General features: G+C 37.2%; 21 protein-coding genes and 1 pseudogene. 11 read left to right on the forward strand and 11 right to left on the reverse strand.

All coding sequences use genetic code 11. The annotated features are described in order from the left end of the window. Positions 1 to 137: 137 nt before the first annotated feature. The 4 genes from B9T27_RS06630 to B9T27_RS06645 form a co-directional block, all read right to left on the reverse strand. Positions 138 to 1,271 carry a ribonuclease D gene (locus B9T27_RS06630; RefSeq protein WP_086206063.1) on the reverse strand — a complete coding sequence of 378 codons (1,134 nt, stop codon included), beginning with the start codon at positions 1,269 to 1,271 and terminating at the stop codon, positions 138 to 140. A 249-nt stretch (positions 1,272 to 1,520) separates the two neighbouring features. After that, a complete protein-coding gene (recR, locus tag B9T27_RS06635) occupies positions 1,521 to 2,117 on the reverse strand; it encodes a recombination mediator RecR (RefSeq protein ID WP_086206064.1) in 597 nt (198 codons plus the stop codon). Positions 2,118 to 2,146: 29 nt separating this feature from the next. Continuing rightward, entirely contained in the window at positions 2,147 to 2,476 is a 330-nt protein-coding gene (locus B9T27_RS06640) for a YbaB/EbfC family nucleoid-associated protein (protein ID WP_086203876.1), read from the reverse strand. A 38-nt stretch (positions 2,477 to 2,514) separates the two neighbouring features. Further along, the gene (locus tag B9T27_RS06645) at positions 2,515 to 3,702 is read right to left on the reverse strand and encodes an O-succinylhomoserine sulfhydrylase (protein ID WP_086206065.1); all 1,188 of its coding nucleotides are present in this window, start codon (positions 3,700 to 3,702) and stop codon (positions 2,515 to 2,517) included. Positions 3,703 to 3,842: 140 nt separating this feature from the next. On the opposite strand from B9T27_RS06645, the gene B9T27_RS06650 reads away from it, so the two are divergent. The 5 genes from B9T27_RS06650 to B9T27_RS06670 all read left to right on the forward strand — a co-directional run bounded on the left by B9T27_RS06650 (position 3,843) and on the right by B9T27_RS06670 (position 7,960). Continuing rightward, on the forward strand, positions 3,843 to 4,934 hold the full coding sequence (locus tag B9T27_RS06650) for an alpha/beta fold hydrolase (RefSeq protein ID WP_086206066.1): 1,092 nt from the start codon (positions 3,843 to 3,845) through the stop codon (positions 4,932 to 4,934). A gap of 38 nt (positions 4,935 to 4,972) precedes the next feature. After that, positions 4,973 to 5,845, forward strand: coding sequence for an NAD(P)-dependent oxidoreductase (locus tag B9T27_RS06655; protein WP_086206067.1), 873 nt, complete (start codon positions 4,973 to 4,975; stop codon positions 5,843 to 5,845). A 113-nt stretch (positions 5,846 to 5,958) separates the two neighbouring features. After that, entirely contained in the window at positions 5,959 to 6,198 is a 240-nt protein-coding gene (locus tag B9T27_RS06660) for a YARHG domain-containing protein (RefSeq protein WP_416224393.1), read from the forward strand. Positions 6,199 to 6,227: 29 nt separating this feature from the next. Continuing rightward, the gene (locus tag B9T27_RS06665) at positions 6,228 to 6,641 is read left to right on the forward strand and encodes an HIT family protein (RefSeq protein WP_086206256.1); all 414 of its coding nucleotides are present in this window, start codon (positions 6,228 to 6,230) and stop codon (positions 6,639 to 6,641) included. Between the two features lie 239 nt (positions 6,642 to 6,880). Beyond that, positions 6,881 to 7,960, forward strand: a complete 1,080-nt coding sequence (locus B9T27_RS06670) for a porin (protein ID WP_086206069.1) — start codon at positions 6,881 to 6,883, stop codon at positions 7,958 to 7,960. 410 nt (positions 7,961 to 8,370) lie between these two features. On the opposite strand, the pseudogene B9T27_RS06675 reads toward B9T27_RS06670, so the two are convergent. After that, positions 8,371 to 8,672: pseudogene (locus tag B9T27_RS06675) on the reverse strand (acyl-CoA dehydrogenase family protein); the annotation flags it as partial. Positions 8,673 to 8,855: 183 nt separating this feature from the next. Further along, on the reverse strand, positions 8,856 to 9,194 hold the full coding sequence (locus B9T27_RS06680; protein WP_086206070.1) for a hypothetical protein: 339 nt from the start codon (positions 9,192 to 9,194) through the stop codon (positions 8,856 to 8,858). Positions 9,195 to 9,298: 104 nt separating this feature from the next. Here B9T27_RS06680 and B9T27_RS06685 point away from each other — a divergent pair, with 104 nt between their 5' ends. From B9T27_RS06685 to B9T27_RS06705, 5 genes are all read left to right on the forward strand, one after another. Further along, positions 9,299 to 9,724: an HD domain-containing protein gene (locus B9T27_RS06685; RefSeq protein ID WP_086206257.1), complete on the forward strand. Its 426-nt coding sequence runs from the start codon at positions 9,299 to 9,301 to the stop codon at positions 9,722 to 9,724. Positions 9,725 to 9,806: 82 nt separating this feature from the next. Then, entirely contained in the window at positions 9,807 to 10,706 is a 900-nt protein-coding gene (locus tag B9T27_RS06690; RefSeq protein WP_086206071.1) for a LysR family transcriptional regulator, read from the forward strand. A gap of 127 nt (positions 10,707 to 10,833) precedes the next feature. Beyond that, positions 10,834 to 11,919, forward strand: a complete 1,086-nt coding sequence (trmA, locus tag B9T27_RS06695) for a tRNA (uridine(54)-C5)-methyltransferase TrmA (protein WP_086206072.1) — start codon at positions 10,834 to 10,836, stop codon at positions 11,917 to 11,919. Between the two features lie 244 nt (positions 11,920 to 12,163). Beyond that, on the forward strand, positions 12,164 to 12,391 hold the full coding sequence (locus tag B9T27_RS06700) for a hypothetical protein (RefSeq protein WP_086206073.1): 228 nt from the start codon (positions 12,164 to 12,166) through the stop codon (positions 12,389 to 12,391). A gap of 401 nt (positions 12,392 to 12,792) precedes the next feature. Continuing rightward, positions 12,793 to 13,038 (forward strand): hypothetical protein, encoded by a 246-nt coding sequence (locus B9T27_RS06705; protein WP_086206074.1) that lies wholly within the window; start codon positions 12,793 to 12,795, stop codon positions 13,036 to 13,038. Here the strand turns inward: B9T27_RS06705 and B9T27_RS14760 are convergent, their stop codons facing one another. Together B9T27_RS14760 and B9T27_RS06715 are read right to left on the reverse strand one after the other, a co-directional pair. Then, the gene (locus B9T27_RS14760) at positions 13,039 to 13,254 is read right to left on the reverse strand and encodes a helix-turn-helix domain-containing protein (RefSeq protein ID WP_228146160.1); all 216 of its coding nucleotides are present in this window, start codon (positions 13,252 to 13,254) and stop codon (positions 13,039 to 13,041) included. 109 nt (positions 13,255 to 13,363) lie between these two features. Continuing rightward, positions 13,364 to 14,110, reverse strand: a complete 747-nt coding sequence (locus tag B9T27_RS06715; RefSeq protein WP_086206075.1) for a phosphodiester glycosidase family protein — start codon at positions 14,108 to 14,110, stop codon at positions 13,364 to 13,366. A 199-nt stretch (positions 14,111 to 14,309) separates the two neighbouring features. Between B9T27_RS06715 and B9T27_RS06720 the strand changes: the two genes are divergently transcribed. Then, a complete protein-coding gene (locus tag B9T27_RS06720) occupies positions 14,310 to 14,843 on the forward strand; it encodes a lecithin retinol acyltransferase family protein (protein WP_086206076.1) in 534 nt (177 codons plus the stop codon). A gap of 86 nt (positions 14,844 to 14,929) precedes the next feature. On the opposite strand, the gene B9T27_RS06725 is transcribed toward B9T27_RS06720, so the two are convergent. From B9T27_RS06725 to B9T27_RS06735, 3 genes are read right to left on the reverse strand one after another with little or no spacing between them, the layout of a single operon-like run. After that, positions 14,930 to 16,402 carry an efflux transporter outer membrane subunit gene (locus B9T27_RS06725; protein WP_086206077.1) on the reverse strand — a complete coding sequence of 491 codons (1,473 nt, stop codon included), beginning with the start codon at positions 16,400 to 16,402 and terminating at the stop codon, positions 14,930 to 14,932. Positions 16,403 to 16,417: 15 nt separating this feature from the next. Beyond that, a complete protein-coding gene (locus tag B9T27_RS06730) occupies positions 16,418 to 19,582 on the reverse strand; it encodes an efflux RND transporter permease subunit (protein ID WP_086206078.1) in 3,165 nt (1,054 codons plus the stop codon). Positions 19,583 to 19,584: 2 nt separating this feature from the next. Next, positions 19,585 to 22,749, reverse strand: a complete 3,165-nt coding sequence (locus B9T27_RS06735) for a multidrug efflux RND transporter permease subunit (RefSeq protein ID WP_086206079.1) — start codon at positions 22,747 to 22,749, stop codon at positions 19,585 to 19,587. Positions 22,750 to 22,830: the final 81 nt, after the last annotated feature.

Genomic DNA, 22,830 nt, shown 5'->3' on the forward strand with positions numbered 1-22,830 from the left:
TTTCAACAGCGCTTACAAAACTCAGCTGACAGCATACATGAAAAAAACGACAGATACATTAGCCTTTGTTAACGCATCAGTCGTATTTCCGATTCAATTGCTAGAAGTTTAAACAGTTTGAAAAAATATTAATTGACTTACTCAGTGACTGTCATTTGAGTAGAAAGGTATTCTTTATCTTTATGCAGTAACTCAAGCAATGGCCGCGTAAGAATGTCATAACGCCAACCCAATAAGTAGCGTGGTAAATCTTGCTCATCACCATGAAAAACCACATGTTGATACAATGAATTTAACCATTTCTTACGCATCAGTACCTCTTTAGGCACTTGAGATTCTTGCACAACCAAATCAATAAAAGTATCGACTGCTTGTGTCACACCTTTAGATGAGTGCCGAATTGGTCTTGCCATTCGTAATGGCCACTCTTCACTTTCAGGCAAAAATTTAAGTAAATCTAAAATCGTTTTGCCGTGCTCACGCACAATATTTGGACGGATGTCTTTCACTTGTGCTAACTGAAAATTATTTTTAGGGTTTTTTTCAACCAAATCATAAATACTTGAATTTTTCAGCAGAAAACTACGTGGCTGGTTTAGCGCCTTCACCATTTCTTCTCGCCATACACTCAATTGCTGTAATTGCATCAATTGTTTACGCGAATGGCGATAGTTAGCGATATCTAGATATAGCTTATCTTTGAGTGAAATTTCAAAAGTTAAATTATTACAATCTTCTAATACACAATGATATAACTGCTTGGCTTCTAATTCTGTTTTAAGCTTCTGCGCCAATTGCGTAATGTACAGTACATCATTGGCTGCATAACTCATTTGCTCAGCCGAAAGCGGACGAGCCAACCAATCTGAGCGGGTCTGATCTTTATCAATATCGATATCCAGCATTTGTTTTAATGCATTTTGATAACTTACCTGTAAACCATGACCTAAAAATGACATAGCAACTTGAGTATCAAAGACATTGTCCAAACTAGAATGATCTGCGTAATGATAAATTAAATCAATATCTTCACTACACGCATGAAAGATATTTTGTTGCGCTTGAAATAACTGTTTCCAAAATCCTGTCAAATCAAGTGCTGTCCCATCCAGAAGAAACACTTGATCATCAACATTAATTTGAAAGACGCCTAATTTCGGCCAAAATGTATCGACTTTAATAAATTCTGTATCTAACCCATAAATTGAGCTTTGCTTCATGTGTTGCAACACATTTTCAAGATCAGACTGTTGATTGATAAATTGGAACATGTTTATACGATTCAAACGACTACATTTAAATATAAATTATACGTTAGTTTCATCTATAAAAATTAAATATAAACGTTTCAATCAATCTCCTCATCATAAAAGCTTTTATTTTTTTAAATTAATCTTTTTTACTTTTCTATTTTGATCATTTTAATAAATACAATGACTTGCTCAACTTAATTAAATAAACACTTTACTGTCTCAATAGCACAAGCATTTATTACAGTTAAAATAAGCACACACGCGTGCTTATTTCATCCGCATTCGATTATGTACTGCTTGGCTTAAAGTATGGCTATCGACATACTCCAACTCTCCACCTTGCGGTACACCTTGTGCAATTCGAGTCATCTGAAGATGAAGATGCTTAGTGGCTTCAACTAAATAATGAGCCGTTGCCTGACCTTCAACCGTGGCATTGGTGGCTAAAATCACTTCTTCAACGGTTCCTTGAGCTAAACGCTGAATTAAATAAGGAATGCCTATTTCTTCGGGTCCAATCCCATCTAAAGGCGATAAATGCCCCCCTAGTACGTGATATTTTCCTCGAAAACTTCCACTTTGTTCAATCGCCATGACATCCGCAGGTGATTCAACCACGCACAGCAAATGCTCATCACGCTCTGTAGACAGGCAAATATCACAAACTTCATTTTCAGTTAAAGAATGACACATTGTACATTCATGAATATAAGATGTTGCTTCGTTTAACGCATGCGCCAAACCAATTGCACCCTGTCTATTTTTCATGATCATATGTAAAGCCATGCGTTGAGCCGATTTTGGCCCCACGCTTGGCAATATTCTTAACGCTTGAACAAGTTGATCAAAACGATCACTAAACACAAATCGTATCCTTAGAATATTTTAGTGGTTTAAAATAAACCTGAAAGACCTGGTGGTAAACCCATACCAGATTTAGCACCATTTAATTTCTCTTCAGAAATCACTTCAACTTGGCGTGCCGCATCATTCATTGCTGCAGCAATTAAATCTTCAATCATATCAGCATCATCTTGAAGTAATTCAGGATTAATCTCGATACGTTTCACCACATTACGGCAAGTCATTGTCACTTTAACTAAGCCACCGCCAGCTTCAGCATGCACTTCAGTTTGAGCCAGCTCTTCTTTGGCCTTTTTAACATTGCTTTCCATGTCTTTTTGCATACGTTGAGCTTGCTGCATGAGCATATTAATGTTCATAAAATTCTCCGAACAAAATTAATTTTCAATCAAAATATTTAAATTAAATCTAAACCGCGTTTGATATCAGCAATAATATCATCCACATCTTCTAAACCAACAGACAAGCGAATTAATCCTTCACCAATACCTGCAGCAAGTTTTGCTTCCGCGGGTAGTTTACCGTGAGTTGTCGTTGCTGGGTGAGTAATTGTCGATTTTACATCACCTAAATTACCTGTAATTGATATAAATTTTGTATTATCAATCACTTTCCAAGCACTTTCTCGCTCACCTTTGACTTCAAAAGAGACAATACCTCCAAACCCAGCTTGTTGTTTTGCCGCCAATGCATGACCTACATGATCAGACAAACCCGCAAAATAGACTTTTTTAACCTTTGGATGAACTGCTAACCATTCCGCTATTTTTTGCGCACTACTTGAATGTGCTTTCATGCGTAAACTTAAAGTTTCTAAACCTTTTAAGAATACCCATGCATTAAATGGGCTCATTGAAGGCCCAGTGGTTCGTACATAAGCAAAAACTTCTTCAAGTAATTGATGCTTACCGACAACAGCACCACCCAAAGCACGCCCCTGCCCATCTAAATATTTAGTGGCTGAATATACGACAAGGTCAGCACCCAACTTAAGGGGCTGTTGCAAGATTGGTGTACAAAAACTGTTATCAATCGCTAATAACGCATCATTTGCATGCGCAAGGTCAGCTAAAGCCTGAATATCTGCAATTTCAGCCAATGGGTTTGATGGTGATTCGACAAATAGTAATTTTGTTTCAGGACGTACTGCATTTTTCCATGCATCTAAGTCAGTTAAATCGACAAAATCAACCGCGACACCAAATTTCACCACATATTTTTCAAACAAAGCAACTGTTGAACCAAAGACAGCACGTGAACAAATCACATGATCACCAGTTTTTAAGTATGACATTGCCACAGCCATAATCGCAGCCATACCCGAACTCGTCGCAACAGCACGCTCACCGCCTTCTAATGCAGCTAAACGTTTTTCAAACATTGCGACTGTTGGATTGGTAAAACGAGAATAAATGTTGCCAGATTCCGCACCCGAGAATTTAGCCGCTGCTTCTGCTGCATTTTCATAGACAAAAGATGAAGTGAGGAAAATTGGCTCACTATGCTCACCTTCAAAACTACGGGTATGACCAGTGCGAATTGCCAAAGTATCAAGTTGATATTCGATGTCGTCTTGTTGGCTCATTTTATTGCTCAGTCCGAAAACTGCCTTTGCGAAGAATTGCCAACATTTTGAGCGTCTAGTGTATTTAAGGTCAAGGTATAATGTAAAAATATCGCTTAGACTTCGAACAAACTTGCATAAAAATGAGACTAAAATTGCGTATGGAACAACTCAAAAAGAAAGTACAGGATCGTTCTCTCAAATTTAAAAATCTTTCAACCCGTATTTTTAATGGAAAATCTCTCGTTCTCTCCCAAAGCACCCCCTATGACGTGGTTGCAGAATACAAGCAAACACGTGTACGCTACTATGCTTCTCCTGATAGAAAATATAAAGAACCGCTTGTTTTTGTTGCTCCATTGGCCATTAATATGGCCATTTATGATCTCTACCCTTATCGCTCTTTAGTCAAATATTTTGGTGATCAAGGCTTTGATGTATATTTAATTGATTGGGGCAAACTCAATTATAAAGATCGTTTTTTAAATTTTCTGAATTTCATTGATGAAGCAATTCCCTACTGTATCAATAAAATTCGACAGCACTCTAATAGCAATCAAATTTCACTCCATGGCTGGAGTATGGCTGGAATTTTTGTTCTATTATATACCGCGCTACATCAACCGAATTATGTCAAAAATTTAATGGTACTGGCGAGCCCAATCGACAGCTATGCTTCTGGTGGAATCGGTAAATTGTATCGCCGAATTAACTATTACTTATCCCAAAATAAAAAAATTAAACAAGCGATTTATTCAGGCTTTATTCCAAAACAATTTTTACATACACCAGGTTTACTCAATGCAATTGGCTTTAAAGTCTTAGACCCCAAAGGATGGTATGAAGGTCATAAACAACTATTACTAAACTTAGATGATCAACAGTTACTACATGAACATGCCACTTTAGGTAATTTTCTTAATCATATGGTCGACTACCCCGGTGGCGTAAATCAAGATATGCTTTTTAATGTTTGGCTTCAAAACCCACTCAAGCAAGGGATGATCCAATTAAAAGATAAAAAAATTGAGCTTAAAAAAATTGATTGTGCACTTTTTATTGGTGCAGGTCGCAGCGATCAAATGGTCACAGCAGATGCAGTTAAGCCTTTAAGTGAATTGACAAATAGCCACGATGTCACGTTTACTCTCATTCCAGGAGGACACTTAGGCTTGATGTCGAGCCAAAAAAGTGCCGATGAATTTTGGCCTGTCCTGTCCCAATGGTTAGATCAACGTTCAACCAAATTATAGAAATATGGTTGTAACCGAAAATATAGGGAAAATGAATCATGATTCAATCAGTTGCATTTATAGGCTTAGGCGCAATGGGTTACCGCATGGCGGCGCATTTACCACAACATTTCGATACTGTTTATGTTTGGAATCGAAATTTCGAAAAAGCACAACAACATGCAACTGAGTTTGGAACCTTAGCAGTCGAGCTGCAACAGGCAGTTCAAGCTGATATTATTTTTTCCTGTTTACCCACTAGCCAACAAGTCGATGAGATTCTAGCGCAAGTCCAACTTAAATCAGGTTCTATCTGGGTAGATTGTACCAGTGGTGTCCCCGAATCTGCTCGTGCACAATCAGCACGACTTTTACAACAAGGTATCAACTTTTTAGATGCACCTGTGAGCGGTCAAACTATTGGGGCTGAAAATGCAACTTTAACCTTTATGGTGGGTGGGAATGCCAAAGCCTTTGCTCAAGCGGTTCCTGTCATGCAAACTATGGGTAAAATCGTTAAACATGTGGGGCAATCTGGTACTGGTTTTGCAGTTAAAGCAGTGAATAACATGATGATGGCGGTACATTTATGTGCAGCAGCAGAAGGATTTACCACCTTAAAAGCACATGGTGTAAACCTTACTGAAGCACTGGATTGTATTAATGCATCGAGTGGTAAAAGCGGTGTAACTGAAAGTGTATTGCCACAACGTGTATTTAATCGTAGCTTTCCTTTAACTTTTGCCCTCCCACTACTGGCCAAAGATACTGGAATTGCTGTTGATTTAGTTCGTGAAGCTCGAATTTCTGCACCTGTCATAGGACTCACACAAAGTTTAATTCAAGTCGCTAATGACTTAGCTGAACCAAATAGTGATTTTTCTACTGCAATAAAAATGTATGAATCGTGGAGTAAAATTACATTAGAGTGATTTTTAAACATTGAATATCACGCCACACCCCATATAATCAATGTAATACTCAGACAATTTAAAATGTCATTTGAAGGATTCTTATGAAAAAGTGTTCTATTGCAATTATTTCCATGCTATCGATGTTTGTTGGCACTCAAGCTTATGCTGCCGATGCTGCTCAAGAATGCCAAAAGCTACAAGATGACTATAACGTGATCTATGCTTCTAAAGGTTTTTGCTTTAAAGACCCTGATGCAAAGGCTAAGTTTGGTAATGAAAACTGTTTTACCAGCAAACCTAAATTTTCGGAAAAAGAACAACAAAAACTTGACGAAATCAAAGCGCGTCAGAAAGAGTTGAACTGTAAATAATGACTTTAAAAACCATCAAGGAACTTACTATGGCTTATGATGATCAAAATATATTTGCTCGAATTTTACGCAACGAACTTCCAGCTATTAAAGTATATGAAGATGATCAAGTGCTTGCATTTATGGATATTATGCCGCAAGCCGAAGGACACACTTTAGTTATTCCGAAAACACCTGCTGTCACTTTATTAGATTTACCACCAGAATCTGCTGCCTATACCATCCAAATAGTGCAAAAAATTGCCAAAGCAATTGAAACAGCCTTGGATGCCAAAGGCATTGTCTTAATGCAACTTTCAGGTACTGCTGCGGGTCAAACAGTTCCACATGTGCATTTTCATCTTATTCCAAGTTCAGTCCATGAACTGGGTCGACATGCAGTTGAAATGGGTGATCAAGAAAAAATTAAAGCATTAGCGGAAAAAATTAAAGCGCTACTTTAATTTTTTAAACTGATAAAAATGAGGCTCATGCCTCATTTTTTTGTATTTTATTTTCTCTAATTTTTTCAATTATCAAAGCGTAATAAAACTGTCATTTACTCTTCACCCATTTGTAACAAATTTTACAGATACTGCATGCAAGTTAGTAAGCATCTGTAATTTTTTGTACCAGACGCTTACTAAATAAAAAGAGTAAAACAGGCAGACGCCATTTTTGAACAAGTTTTGGAGAAATCTCAATGAAAAAAGTGCTACTCGCTGCAGCAGTTGCATCATTCGGCTTAAGCGCAGCGCAAGCAGCGCCAACATTGTATGGTAAGCTCAATGTGTCTTTAAACCAAGTGGATAATAAAGACTTTAAAGGAACTGATGAAACTCAATTAAATTCAAACGCTTCACGTATTGGGGTTAAGGGTGAAGAAAAACTAACTGACAATATGGGTGTTGTATACCAAGCAGAATGGGCAATTTCTACAGATGGCTCTGGTTCTGATACAGATTTAAGTGCTCGAAATCGCTTTTTAGGTCTTAAATTTAAAGACATTGGTACATTAAAAGCTGGACAATACGATTCATATTTCAAAACATCTGCTGGTAAATACCAAGATATTTTCAATGATGATACCAATCTTGATATTACTAAAACCATGTATGGTGAAGAACGTCTAAAAAACGTAATTGGTTTTGAAACTGATAAAAATCTGCTCATTCCAGGTTTACAGTTCAATCTTATGGCACAAACGGGTGAGAATAACTCATCTGTATATTCGACCAAAAAACGTGATAGTTTCAGCGGTGTTTCAACATCACTGACTTATGAAAACAAAGATTATGGTTTGGCGACTGCACTTTCTGGAAATTTTGCTATACCTGGTGCTTACAATGCTCTCAGTTTAAAAGATATTGAATCTGATGCTTATCGTGTTACAGGTTCTCTAGACCTAAGCAAAGCCGGTATTAATGGTTTAGTTTTAGGTGCATTGTTCCAGCATGCTGAACCATCTAACTCTCCTTCAGCTGCTGATTTAACTGCCGCTAAACTTGACGCACGTGTTGCTTCACTTAAAGAACAAGCTTGGATTCTCCAAGCAACTTATAATATTATGAATACGCCATGGACTGTTAAAGGACAATACCAATCAGCTAAAACTGAATGGACAGGTGATGACCGTACCCTTGACCAATACGGTGTTGGTGTGGATTATAACTTTAATAAACAAGCACGATTTTACGGCGTTCTTGCTCAGCAAAAACGCGATTGGCAAACGGATGATAACAAAAAAACTGTGTTTGGCTTAGGTATGGAATATAACTTCTAATCAAAAGACTCTTTCCTCCTAAAAAGAACATGCAATCGCATGTTCTTTTTTATGGTTTAATATTCAGCAACTTTCTACTTAATAATCCTTTAAAAAATAAAGAATAGTTACAGCATCATTTCTAAGTAGGCATCCTGCCTACATAAACTTCCTATTTTCTTATAAAGAGCCATTACGAATTCATACACATTTATAAATTTTTGAATTACTGATCATTATCAATAACTATACTAACTTATTGATATTTTATATAATATTTCAATGTGAATCTCAATTTATCTGCCATACCTACATATTTCCCCTCTCAGTCGAGGAAAATCAGCACATTAATAAGATGCTTATCAAAAGCATTTTATTAAAATTTAATTGATCAGGAATTAATTACAAAACGCAGCGATTCCAGTTTGTGCTCATCCTAAAATCAGCGCATGTACATCATCTATTCCTTCGTAAGTATTCACAACTTCAAGATTACAAGATATCGTGCCACACCAAATTCATCACTAATTCCATTGCCGTCCATCATCTCACATGCAATATTTAATGCTTTACCACAATTATTACGCTTAATTAAAGATGTGCCGTCTACAGAAGCAATATCTTCATCTTTCATGCGACCAAAACGTAAAGCAATTTGCAAGCCCAACACAATTTCAGTTTGCATATCAGCAAGTTTCTTCTGAATTAATTGATTTACAGTCAATGACCGTCCAACTTAATACGAGCGAACTCATCATCACTTCAACTGCAAAAATGAAGGTATCAAAATTTTATTAGTTTTATGCTAAACAACAGCAGTCATCATTATTAGAAATTTCTAGGCTGACTAGAAACTGAAGTTCAGCTTTATCAATCGCAGACTGAGTTTATCCGTTCTTAAATATCACTTATGAATTTAGCTCATTGCCGTTGCTGTCAAACCAATGTAGCGATACATTCCTTCTACACCTAAATCTGCCTGATAAATTACGTAATCAGGAAAACTAGCTTGCGAAATCTCATGCCAGATATTCATGCTTTCATCATCATGCGCATGAATTTCATCTACTGTTCGTTGCATACTCGCCTCATACGCATCTGAAATGTATTCAAAGCCCAAATCCATAGCAATAAACAAAGTATGTGCACATGGTTGAATATATTGTTCTTGAGACCAATCAAGAACATCTTGCTGACAATAAGGGCATGTTACATTTACTTGATTTTTTTCAAGTTGAATTAGTTGAAAAGACATATTCTTTGGAACAAAATAAAAGGATATTTTAAACGAGTCAAAAAAATTTAAATACTGGTTTAAATTTCTTTAAAGTAATAATTTTTATAAAGAAGACAAAAATGATCTCAATAATTGAAAAAGCAATTGCTTTAGCTGCACAAAAACATGCAGGACAGGTGGACAAAGGTAATCAGCCCTATATTTTTCATCCACTTCGACTGATGCTCAAAATGAAAACACCTGAACAGCAAATTGTTGCTGTGCTGCATGATATTTTAGAAGATACAGATACTACTGTGGTTGATCTAATTTCACTGGGTTTTAGCCAAGAAGTCATTGAGGCAATTCAAGCACTGACTAAAAAAGATGATGAATCTCGAGTTGAAGCAGCATATAGAGCAGTAAAGAACCCCATTGCACGTGCCGTTAAACTGGTGGATATTGCTGATAATATGGATTTAACTCGTATTCCACAGCCATCTGCAAATGATTTATTAAGATTAGAAGAATACAAACATGTGCAACAGATCTTGCTATCAGGTACTTGAAACAATAAAACAAGATCTAAATTGACAAAATACAACAAAGTATCTTTACAATGCGGGCTTGTTGCATTAATGGAATGTTTTTATGCTCACCGATTTAGATGATTTTTACTGCTTTGCACTGGTTGTTGAACACGGTGGATTTAGTGCTGCAGAGCGAGCAACCGATATTCCAAAATCCAAATTAAGTCGCCGCGTCTATCATTTAGAAGAAAACTTAGGTGTACGACTTATTCAACGAAGTTCCAGACACTTTGCCGTTACTGATATTGGTATGAATATTTATCGTCATGCGCAAGTGATGATGAATGCTGCACAGTCTGCACATGATTTAGTTGATCATTTAAGTGAACAACCTCGTGGTGTTATTAAAGTCAGCTTACCTGTTTCTATTGCACAAAATGAAATGGCAAAAATTTTACCCGCTTTTTTAAAAACATATCCTGAAATTAAAGTGCAACTATTGGTTAGTAATCGTCGTGTGGATATTATCAATGAAGGAATTGATATTGCACTCCGTGTTCGTGCCAATTTAGATGATGATCCAAGCTTAGTACTGCGAAAATTTGAAAATATCGAACAGCATTTATTTGCCAGTCAAGCCTATCTAAATGAGTATGGCATGCTCAAAACCCCAGAAGATTTAACTGAACATCGAATTTTAAGTATGGTTGATGAGCATCTAGATCAACAAATGATTTTGCATGATGATCAAAATCTTCAGAAAAAAATTAAAATCAATCCTGTGGTCATGGGCTCTGATCTAATGATGCTGGCTAAAATGGCCAGTCAAAACTGTGGTATTGCTCTCTTACCAGATACCATTGCCTGTGATTATATTAAATCGGGTGAGTTGGTACGTGTACTCCCCGAATGGAAAGCACCACATGGTATTTTCCATGCGGTATATCCCTCACGTCGTGGCTTACTCCCCGCAGTACGCGTGTTTATTGATTACTTGGTCGAACATTTAACCAAAAGATAGTTTTTATATATTTTATAAAAATCTATTGATAGGGTTTAATCGCTAGAATGGGCATTTATAAATTGTCCATTTCTCCCAATTTTTGATACCATCCATGCTTGCTTTGTCTTCGTACTTTTGACTTTTTATGACTTCATCTTATCAACAACAGCTTGATGCCAAAATTGAACGTATTCGTACCCAATTTGCCGAGTTTAATCCACCTGAATTAGAAGTATTTGAATCGCCTGAACAAAATTTTCGTATGCGCGCAGAATTTCGAATCTGGCATACAGAAGATGATATGTTTTATGCGATGTTCGAACGCAGTGAAGATGGCACACAGAAGACTGTTGTCCGTATAGATGAATTCCCTATTGCAGATCAAAGCATTAATCAACTGATGCCAGTTTTACTCAAGGAGCTTAAAAGTAATCCGATCCTTGAAAAACGATTATTTGAAGTTCATTTTCTCGCGACATTAAAAGGCGAAATATTGGTTTCCTTAATTTATCATCGTAAATTAGATGAAGAATGGGAACCGATAGCCAAACAACTAGCAGATAAGCTCAATATTAAATTGATTGGTCGTAGTCGCGGTCAAAAATTTGTAATCAGTGATGAATTCGTAGTTGAAGAACTGCAAGTTTTTGATCGTACATTTAAATATCAACAAATTGAAAGTAGCTTTACACAGCCTAATGCACATGTCTGCCAAAAGATGCTGGAATGGGCGTGTAATGCCGCTGAAACGACGCAAAAAGATTTATTAGAATTGTATTGTGGTAATGGCAATTTTACATTGCCTTTATCCCTTAAATTCAATCGTGTACTTGCGACAGAGCTAGCTAAACCATCGGTTTATGCAGCACAATGGAATATCGAACAAAATCAAATTAAAAATATTCAAGTTGCACGTCTGTCTGCTGAAGATTTCACCCAAGCATATAACGGTATTCGTGAATTCCGTCGCTTGCAAGAAGCAGACATTGATATTCAAAGTTATGATTTTGACACCGTCTTTGTCGATCCACCTCGTGCAGGTATTGACGACGATACTTTAAAATTACTACAAGGTTTTAAGCGAATTATTTATATTTCATGTAATCCTGATACCTTACATGACAACCTCAAAACATTATTACAAACACATAAAATTCAAAAATTTGCGATGTTTGATCAATTCCCATACACGCACCATGTTGAATCTGGTGTGCTTTTACAAAAGATTTAAACAATTTATTTCAGCTTTATAATGGACTACATTCATGTAGTCCTTTTTTATTTATATTTTTTTGTATGATTAATCATATAGTTATAATTTATCAAGTTCTACTACTGTCATAATTTCGTTAAACTTAGCTGTTATTATCGATATTTTTACTTATAAATTGAGAGTTACATCACCTTCTCATACTTGAATTTTATTTTAAAACGACTATATTTCGAACTATGTTAGGTTGTATATGAAAGGCTCTATGAGTTTTTGGCAAAAGCTGTTTATGGCAAATCAACAGCAGAACGAGCAAAAAAACCAAATTGCTTGTGTTGAAAATGATTGCTCTTGTAAGTCTAATGATCAACTTCTTTCGGCACTATTGAAAGCGCAAGATGAAGATGTGATCGTTGGGATTAAAAAGGTCCTGATGTCGCGAGGCTATAGCCGCAAAGAGTTAAACCAACTACAGCATCCACCTATTCAATAGTCATGGATGATCATGAAAAGGCATTTAGTTCAACTAAGTGCCTTTTTTAATGATGATACATCCTTATCTGCTTTATAGTAAAAAGCAAAGACCCCATCTAGTAAAACTTAGCCAAAGTTTATATGTAGGCAATTTTTATTTAGATGGTTATCACAATATTAATGGACTACAAAACCTAGGTTTGGGAATCAATGAGCTAAAAACATATATTAATTTAAAAAAGTAATCTATTTGAATGCTTAAACAGCATATATGCTCAAAATCTAACTCGATATACCTGTATAAAAATAAAAATGCATACCTTACTAATTGGATAACAATCAAACATACATTGAGAATAACTTTATCATCAAAATTCTCTGTTATGATTGAGCAACCTACAATAAATTAAAGAGTTATATATGAAAAAACTATTATTACTAACCATTTCTAGCCTATGTCTTGGTCTTACTGCATGTAGTAATATGCCAAAGGAATGTGAACAATCTTGGAAACATATGGAAGATTTAGCCAAACAAAGTGGTATTCCAGCAGATGCGATCAAAGCTCAGAAAAAACAATTTGAAGAACAAATTAAAAAAATGCCTAAAGATCAAGCAATACAAGCCTGTCAAGCACAAAACTCTGTTTTTGGAACAGTCAAATAATCAGTTGAAGCCTTGCAAGCTGAAAAGAATATTTTTCTGATCAGCCTTTTGCTTTATTCTTTCAGCGCTCTTTTGGCGATAATCTAAGGTTGCTGGGCTAATACCCAATAGTCGAGCTGCTTCCCATACATTTTGCTGACTTTTACTCATTGCAGATAAAATAATATCTTGTTCATACCTATCTAAAGAAAAATCTGCGGTAAATAGTTTATTCAATGTGAGTACTTGAACATAAGATCCTGATTGATGATCAGGTAATAAATTTGTTCGCTGAGAATGATAACGCGAGTTCTTCTTTGATTTTAGAACTATAAAAAATCAAAAATCATTGGCATCCGAATTTAGGTTGAATATAGGCAATGATTGGACCTAAATTAAATACTTGATCATTCCTTTGGGCTTGGGGAATATAAGCACTTGAAATAGAACCGTCTAAGTATAGTGCATTTGTAATTTTTAACTGATCTTTAAAAATTGTCGCAAAAGCATAAAATGTAATCGGATCACGACTAATCAAAAAATACAATTGATTGTTTTTCAAACCAACTCCATTTCTAATTTTTAATGAATTTGAATTTTCAACAAATTGAGAGTTTAGCTTTCCATCAATGACTAGCATTGGGCCAGACTGCGTTGCATATTTTGCTTTAAAGTTCGTATTTTTATAATCTTTAGTCATCTGAATAACTGCCCGTTGATTATTCCATGCCAATACTCCGTTGGGCTGCATATAAAAATTACCAAAAGCTTTTTTTTCATTCAATGAAGTCTGCTGCCTTGAATCTTCAATATATAAACCAACAGGTGAAAAGTCGGCATGATACATGCCTGCATTCATCGCAAAATGCATTTTTTCACAAGGCTTCAAACTATTTTGGATAGCTAAAAAGTGATAATATGGATGACCTTTTGGATTATTTAACCGTAACGTTAAGTCTTGCAACTGTACAACTTTGATCACATCAACTTCATTTTTTTCAGTTTTAATCTTTTGATATTCTACATCTGCAAAACTAATAGATGCTGCAGATACAGTTACCACAAAGATCATACCCAATTCTGCTAACTTCATTTTTATTCATTCTACTTGGCTCTTAATTAATACTTTATAGCAAAAATAATCACCACTTAAATATCATTACTGCATCCCACTTTTTTATGATTTCTTTACTTGAACCACATATAAAAGGAGCACCTTGTTATCATTTTAGCTATAATCAAAGTTCTTTCAATAAAAAGACATCTGTACAATTTATTGGAACTCAATAACCATGTTAGAAAGTTCAAAGAAATACCATTTAGGATCACACTTAATCGTTTATCATTTTGGCTATAGTCATCATGGAATTTACGCGGGCAAAGGTCGAGTGATCCACTACTCTGGGTTTGCGCATTTCTTTAAAAAGCAACCCATAGAGATCACGTCCATTGAAAAATTTTCTCGTGGCAAAAAAATCATCATCCGCCACTATGAACACTCAAAATATAAACATCGTGCAGTTGTGCGACGTATGCGCTCACGTATGCATGAAAATAATTACCATTTAATTATTAATAATTGCGAACATTTATGTAGCTGGGCGATTACTGGAGTTGAAAGTAGCCCGCAAGTTATGAAAATGATGGGACGCTTAACGACTATTGGTTATATTAGTTCAATCATGAGTTATATGAATGGTTTATTTCTAACTCTTGCAACGGCATGTTTTGCTTTGGTGTTCTATATAAAAATAAAACTTAAAAGCCAAGCAAAAATGCAAATTCCAACTTATTTATCCTTACGTGATCGACAACAGAAAAAATAGTGCTGCTGATGACTCTTTGGATATACAGACTAAAATCATTTATTCGCTTCAATTGAGCACCTACAAAAATATAAGATTCAGGCTTTCTAATCCCACCCCCCCCCCATTGAGCTGATTAAATTGACCGTTGTTACATATTGACGACTACGTATTGACCAAACACTACTTTGCGCAGTAATACGGGCATTCTGGGCCGTTAACACATTCAAATAAGCTACAATTCCTGCTCTATACTGATTCATTGTCGTTTTTTCAGCACGACTTGCAGCCTGTAAACTTTGCTGCTGTTGATTTACCTGTTGTGACAATAAATATTGTGCTGCGATATTATCTTCTACATTTTGAATCGCCGATAAAATGGTTTGTTTGTATTGTGCCGCAGATGCAGCATAAGCTGCACGAGCCTGTGCAGTTTGTGCTTTTCTTAATCCTCCATCCAATATAGTCGATGCCAACACAGGTCCAACTGACCAGACTAAATTTGAAGCATTTAGCAGGTGGCTAAATTGATTGCTTTTAAAACCGATATTTCCACCCAAACTAAAATCAGGGAAAAAGGCTAACCGAGCCACACCAACTTGTGCATTTGCGGCAGCCATAGTCCGTTCAGCAGAAGCAATATCAGGTCTTCTTTGTAAAATACTTGAAGGAAGTGAGCTGGGTATTTGCGGTAAAGCCGGTAATTGCTGCGGAATTTGTAATTGTAATTGATCTTGTGGTTGAGCAATCAGCATTGCAATAATGTGTTGCAATTGTACTTGTGACAATTGCATATCTGTATAACTGGCTAAGGCAGCCTGATATTGGCTTTGTGCCTGATCAACAATCGTTGAGGCAACAATCCCCGCATTATATTGATTTTGAGTCAGTGTTAAAGACTTTTTCAAGTTATCGATACTCTCTTTTTGAGATTGTAACTGAAAGCCTTGTACTACCCATTGTAAATAGTTTGATACCAACTGCGATTGCATGCTTAAACGAATATTATTTAAATCTGCCTGACTAGCTTCGGCTTTATCTTGATTAACCAAAATATTTTGACGGACTTTACCCCACAAGTCAGGTTCCCAGCTTACTGTTGCATCCACCCCATATTCAGTAGAAATAGCTCTAGAACTATTAACCGAAGCACTCCCAGAATTTGCCCGCGTCATCGAAGCATTGCCTGCGAGTGTTGGGAATAATCCAGCGCGGGACTGCTCAATTAAAGCTAGAGCTTGCCGATACTGTGCTTGATACTGCGCAATTGAAGCATTTTGACGATTTAATTGATCAACCAATTGATTAAGCTGCGGATCACTAAAGATTTGCCACCATTCGCCTTTAGGTAAACTATCGCTTGGATTTGCGATTTTCCAATCCTGAGTTTCCCATTTTTTATGTTCTATGCCTAAACCATATTGACTAGGTGAAGATAAATTTTGTCCGATATTTACCGAAGGTGTCTCTTCAGGCTTAATCATTTGGCAGCCTGAAAAACCCATTATGAATAGCACAGCTAAACTGCTGACATTTGAAAAATAAAGTATTTTAATTTTTTTTGAGTGACTTTTTTGCATCATATTTTCCTTATTCTATTTTTTAACGTTGATATGTTTAAAGCTAGGGAATTTTTCAAATTTTTCTTTACCCCACTGACTTAAACGATCAATATATAAATACATCACGGGGGTGGTATACAGCGTCAGAATCTGACTAATAATCAGCCCACCTACAATAGAAATACCTAAAGGTACGTGTAATTCTGCACCATTCCCCCGCCCTAAAGCCAAGGGTAACACCCCAAAAAGTGCCGTCAGCGTGGTCATCATAATGGGTCTAAAACGTAATACTGAGGCATTTAAAATCGCCTGTTCTGCTGGCAAATTTTGCTGTCGCTGTAGTGTTAAAGCCACATCAATCATCATAATGGCATTCTTTTTCACAATACCCACCAGCAGTAAAATTCCAATCAGTGCAATAACGTTAAATTCCATTTGAAATAGCATTAATGCTATCAATGCCCCAAGTCCAGCAGAAGGTAAAGTAGAAAGAATCGTGATTGGATGAGCAAAGCTTTCATACAAAATACCCAATACAATATAAATCACAATAATTGCTGCGAGGATTAATAATGGTTGACTACTTAGCGAGGATTGAAAAGCTTTGGCTGAACCTTGGAAGTTGCCATGTATGGAGCTTGGAACTTGCAGTTGATTCATGACCTGATTAATTTGATCGGTCGCATCAGATAATGAATAACCATTATTTAAGTTAAAAGATAAGGTGCTTGCAGCAAATAAACCTTGGTGATTGACTGATAACGAGGTATTTTCAGGTTGCCAAGTACTAAAAGCAGATAAAGGCACTGCTCCACCTGAACTGCTCTGTATATAAATATTTCTTAAAGACTCTACCGACTGCGCGAATTCAGGTGCTATTTCCATAACCACATGATATTGATTCATTGCATTATAAATTGTCGAGACTTGCCGCTGCCCAAAAGCATCATTTAACACGCTATCTACTTGTGCTTGGGTCACACCCAATTGTGTCATTTTATCATGGTCAAATTGTAGTGCTGTTTTAAGACCCTTCACCTCTTGGTCACTAGTAACGTCGGTTAAAGCTGGCAGCTTATTAAAAGCCTCCTTTAGCCTTGGTGTCCAAGTCCGTAAGCTATTTAAGTCATCACTTTGCAAGGTATATTGATAACCTGCATCAGATAGACGCCCACCAATTTGTATATCTTGTACTGGCGTTAAGACCAATGTTGCACCCGGTTCATGGGCCAAATTTTTACGTAGACGCCCCATAACCTGAGTGGGCGTATCAGTACGTTCACCTAAAGGTTTAAGTGCCAAAAATAGATTCGCATTATTAATTTGCGCCCCGCCTAGCGTTCCCATAACATGATCAACCGCAGGGTCTTTTTCAATGACATTAATAAATTGTTTTAATTTTAAATTCATCGCATTAAATGAAATATTTTGATCTGCACGTAGTGATCCCCTCAACACACCTGTGTCTTGCTGCGGAAAGAAACCCTTAGGAATCACCACATACAAATACACATTAAAAGCAATCGTAAACAAAAAAATAATTAAAGTTAAAGCTTTAAAACGTAATGCAACGGCTAGACTCCATTTATACATTAAGGTGATACGTCCAAATAAACCTTGTTGTTTAATATAGTCATCTTCCGATGCAAGTCGTAAAGCCTCGCTATCAGAAATGGGGAAGTGTTCGGGTTCAAGCTGTGCTGAAGACGATTGTCGTGGATGTGACTTTAACCACCAAGCACAGAGCATCGGTGTTGTCGTCAAAGAAACCAACATAGAAATCAAAATTGCATAGGACAATGTCATTGCAAACTCATGGAATAATCGCCCCACAATACCGCCCATCAATAAGATAGGTACAAACACAGCAATCAGAGAAATACTCATAGAAATCACAGTAAAACTAACTTCTTTTGCTCCAGTAATTGCTGCTTGCATCGGGCTAAGCCCTTCTTCGAGTCGTCTGGAAATCGTTTCCAGTACTACAATGGTATCGTCCACCACAAATCCCGTGGCAACTGTCAACGCCATTAAACTGATATTATTGAGGGAAAATCCTGAAAGATACATCAAAGCAAATGTACCAATTAAGGAAATGGGTACTGTTAATGCAGGAATCAGCGTTGCACGACCATTTCTGAGAAAGACAAATACCACCAGAATGACCAAAATCACAGAAATGATCATAGTCATTTCTATTTCTCTTAATGAGGCTTTAATCGTGGTACTTCGATCTACCGCTACTTGAATATTAATTTGTGTTGGCAAAGCGGACTGTAACGTCGGCAACATATCTTTGACACGTTGAATCGTTTCAATAACATTGGCATTCGGTTGTTTAAATACTAGAATCAACACCGAGGGTTGCTCTGAATAATAGCCTGCATTTCGAGTGTCTAAAACAGAATCTTTCACTGCTGCCACATCCGAAATACGCACGGGCGAATTGTCTTTGTAACTGATAATTAAAGGTAAATAATCCTGTGCTTTTTTGGCTTGATCATTGGCCTGCACTTCCCATAATTGGTCTTTTTGTTCGACAAACCCTTTCGGTCGATTGGCATTGGTTGCGGTAATGGCTGAACGCACCGTTTCTAAACCAACGCCATAATGAGCAAGTTGTAACGGATTAAGCTCTACCCGTACTGCTGGCTGTGCTGCACCACCAATACTGACATCACCAACTCCATCAATTTGTAAAAGTTTCTGTCCTAAAATAGTATCCGCAGCATCATACATTTGACCTCTAGATAAGGTTTTTGAGGTCAAGGCTAAAATCATCACTGGTGCATCAGCAGGATTAACTTTACGATAGGTTGGATTATTTTGTAAGCCCGATGGCAATGAGGATAACGAAGCATTAATCGCACCTTGTACATCACGTGCAGCACCATTAATGTCACGGCTTAAATCGAACTGTAAAGTAATATTTGTTGAGCCCAGTGAACTAGTAGAGGTGATTTCATTTACACCAGCTAAACGTCCTAGTGTGCGTTCTAAAGGTGTTGCTACTGTCGCTGCCATCACTTCGGGGCTTGCACCTGCTTGCTTGGCACTCACGGAGATGGTTGGATAATCAACCCGTGGTAAAGAGGCGACAGGTAATAAATTAAATGCCAATATTCCTAATAAACATAATCCAATACTGAGCAATGTTGTCGCTACAGGTCGATGAATAAACGGCGTTGATATAGCCATATTTATTCCCCTGGTGACTTAATGAAATGCTTATAAGGAGGTAATGCACTGGCATCAATATCCGTTCGAGATTGGTGTTTCATCCGTTGTGCTAAATGGTCAAAAGCTAAATACACGACTGGCGTGGTAAATAAGGTCAATAACTGGCTAACAATAAGTCCGCCAATCATGGCAATACCCAGTGGATGACGTAGCTCGGACCCCATGCCATTGCCAATAATTAAAGGTACAGCCCCCAACAACGCAGCCATTGTGGTCATTAAAATGGGTCTAAATCTTAATAGACAGGCTTGATAAATAGCTTCTATCGGGCTTAATCCCTGATGTCGCTCTGCATCTAAGGCAAAATCGATCATCATAATGGCATTCTTTTTAACAATCCCAATCAGTAAAATAATCCCAATAATTGCAATAATATTCAGATCATTACCCGTTAAAGATAAAGCGAGTAATGCACCAATTCCCGCTGAAGGTAAGGTTGAAAGAATCGTTAATGGATGAATAAAACTTTCATACAACACCCCTAAGATAATATACATCACCACAATCGCTGCGATGATCAGCCAAACCGTATTACTTAATGAAGCTTGGAATGCCAAAGCTGTACCTTGAAACTGGGTAATCATACTTTTAGGCAGATTCATGTGCTGTTCGGTATCTTTAACTGCCTGTACAGCTTGTTGTAACGATATGCCTTCTCCCACATCAAACGATACCGTGACTGTGGGAAATTGTCCTAGATGATTAATTTCTAATAAGGTACTTCTTGAGGATATATTTGCAATACTACTTAAACGTACCGGTTGACTGGTACTCGAGGGAATATATAAATTTTGTAGCGCCTGAATTCCATCTTGGTCTTGTCCTGAAAGCCCTAACACCACATGATATTGATTGGTCTGGGTAAAAATCGTACTAATTAAACGCTGACCAAAAGCATCATATAACACATTATCAATATTGGCTGTGGTCACACCATATTGTGCCGCAGCATCGCGATTAATATCCACATAGACTTGTAGCCCTTTATCTTGCCAATCTGATGCTAAATTGGTAAGTTCTGGCCGCTGGGCTAAATTCTGCATTAATTTAGGCACCCACATGGCTAAATCAGCCATATTGGTTGATTGCAAAGTAAACTGATACTGCGTCCGGCTTTGCCTTGAATCAACAATTAAATCTTGTGCGGGTTGCAAATAAACGGTTACACCTTGTGCTTTGTCTAGACGCTGTTTTAAATCACTAATTACACTAGCAATATCACCGCGCTGTGATTTTTCTTTCAAGTTAATTAAGATTCGGCCAGTATTTAACGAACTGTTGACTCCATCAATTCCAATAAATGAAGAAATGCTCGCTACAGCAGGATCTTGTAAAATAATTTGTGCCGTTTGCTGCTGTTTTCGACTCATGGCTTGAAAAGAAATAGTTTGATCAGCTTCCGTAATCGCAATAATTTGACCAGTATCTTGAATCGGAAAAAAACCTTTTGGAATGAAAACATACAACATAATGGTAAAAACAAAGGTGGCCACGGTTACCACCAGAAAAATACCCTGCCGAGCTAAAACCCAACGGAGTGCTTTGGCATATAGTTCAATTAGCCCATCAAAAAATGCACCCATTTTTAAATAAAAACGACCTTGCTGATCATCTGGGGTATGTTTAAGCAACCGTGAAGACAGCATTGGAGTCAGTGTTAAAGATACAAATGCTGAAATTAAAATAGAAATTGCCAGTGTAACGGCAAACTCACGAAAGAGTCGGCCAACCACATCCCCCATAAATAGAAGTGGAATCAGCACGGCGATTAAAGAAATCGTTAATGTGATGATGGTAAAAGCAATTTGTTCCGAACCTTTTAAAGCCGCCTGCATGGGCGTATCACCCTGCTCAATATATCGGGAAATATTTTCAATCATGACTATGGCATCATCTATCACAAAACCTGTTGCAATGGTTAAAGCCATTAAACTTAAATTATTGATAGAAAATCCAAATATATACATGACTGCAAATGTCCCCACTAAGGACAAAGGTAAAGCCACAGCAGGTATAAAAGTTGCTCGTGCGCTACGTAAAAATAAGAATACGACTAGAATCACCAGAACCATGGCCAAAACTAATTCAAATTCAACATCGGTTAATGACGATTGAATTGTGCTGGTACTGTCATTCAAAATTTGAATTTTGACTGCCTGTGGAAAATTACTTTGTAATTTTGGTAATAATTGCTTAATTTGATCAGCAACTTGGATGATATTGGCATTCGGTTGACGTTGAACATTAATAACCACGGCAGGTATCTGTTCTGCATTCACTTGCCCTGAGATATTTTGCCCCATCCAAGCGGCTAGCCGAATGTTTTCAGCAGAATCAAGCGTCGCTGCAATATCAGACATTCGAATTGCTGCACCATTTTTATAAGCAATAATTAGATTTTTATAGTCATCAGCCGTATGTAATTGATCATTACCATCAATCGTTGAAGACTGAACTGCACCACTAATCGTTCCTTTAGCTTGATTTACATTCGATGCAATAACGGCTGTACGGACATCTTCAAGGCTTAAACCCATATTGGCCAATGCAGCAGAATTAACTTCTAATCGCACCGCAGGCCGTTGTGCACCGCTCACACTAATTAGACCCACGCCATTTACTTGTGAAAGTTGCTGGGCTAAACGTGTATCGGCCAAATCTTCTAACTGGGTTATCGGCAGCTCTTCAGAACTCACTGCAATCGTCATAATCGGCTTATCTGCCGGATTAACTTTGCTATAGGTTGGTGGAGAAAGTAAATCGCTGGGCAACAAGTTATTTGCTGCATTAATGGCTGCTTGAACTTCTTGTTCCGCGACATCCAAACCTAAGTCTAGATTGAACTGTAAGGTAATGACAGAAGCACCATTTGAACTGGTGGATGACATCTGATTTAAGCCAGGCATTTGCCCCAACTGACGCTCTAAAGGTGCAGTAATGGTTGATGTAATGACATTGGGGCTTGCACCTGGATATAAAGTTGTCACTTGCATCGTTGGGTAGTCAACCTCTGGCAATGAGGCCACAGGTAAAAACTTCCAAGCCACTAAACCAGATAAAAAAATTGCAATCATCAACAATGTGGTTGCAACTGGGCGCAGAATAAATAATCGTGATGGATTCATCTGCACTCCTTATTGAGTTGCTTGACCAGTGTTCTGGATATTTGCATTGCTGTGCACTATGGCATTGCTCGCTTGTGGTCT

This window comes from Acinetobacter sp. ANC 4648 (genome assembly GCF_002135345.1).
GTDB lineage: Bacteria > Pseudomonadota > Gammaproteobacteria > Pseudomonadales > Moraxellaceae > Acinetobacter.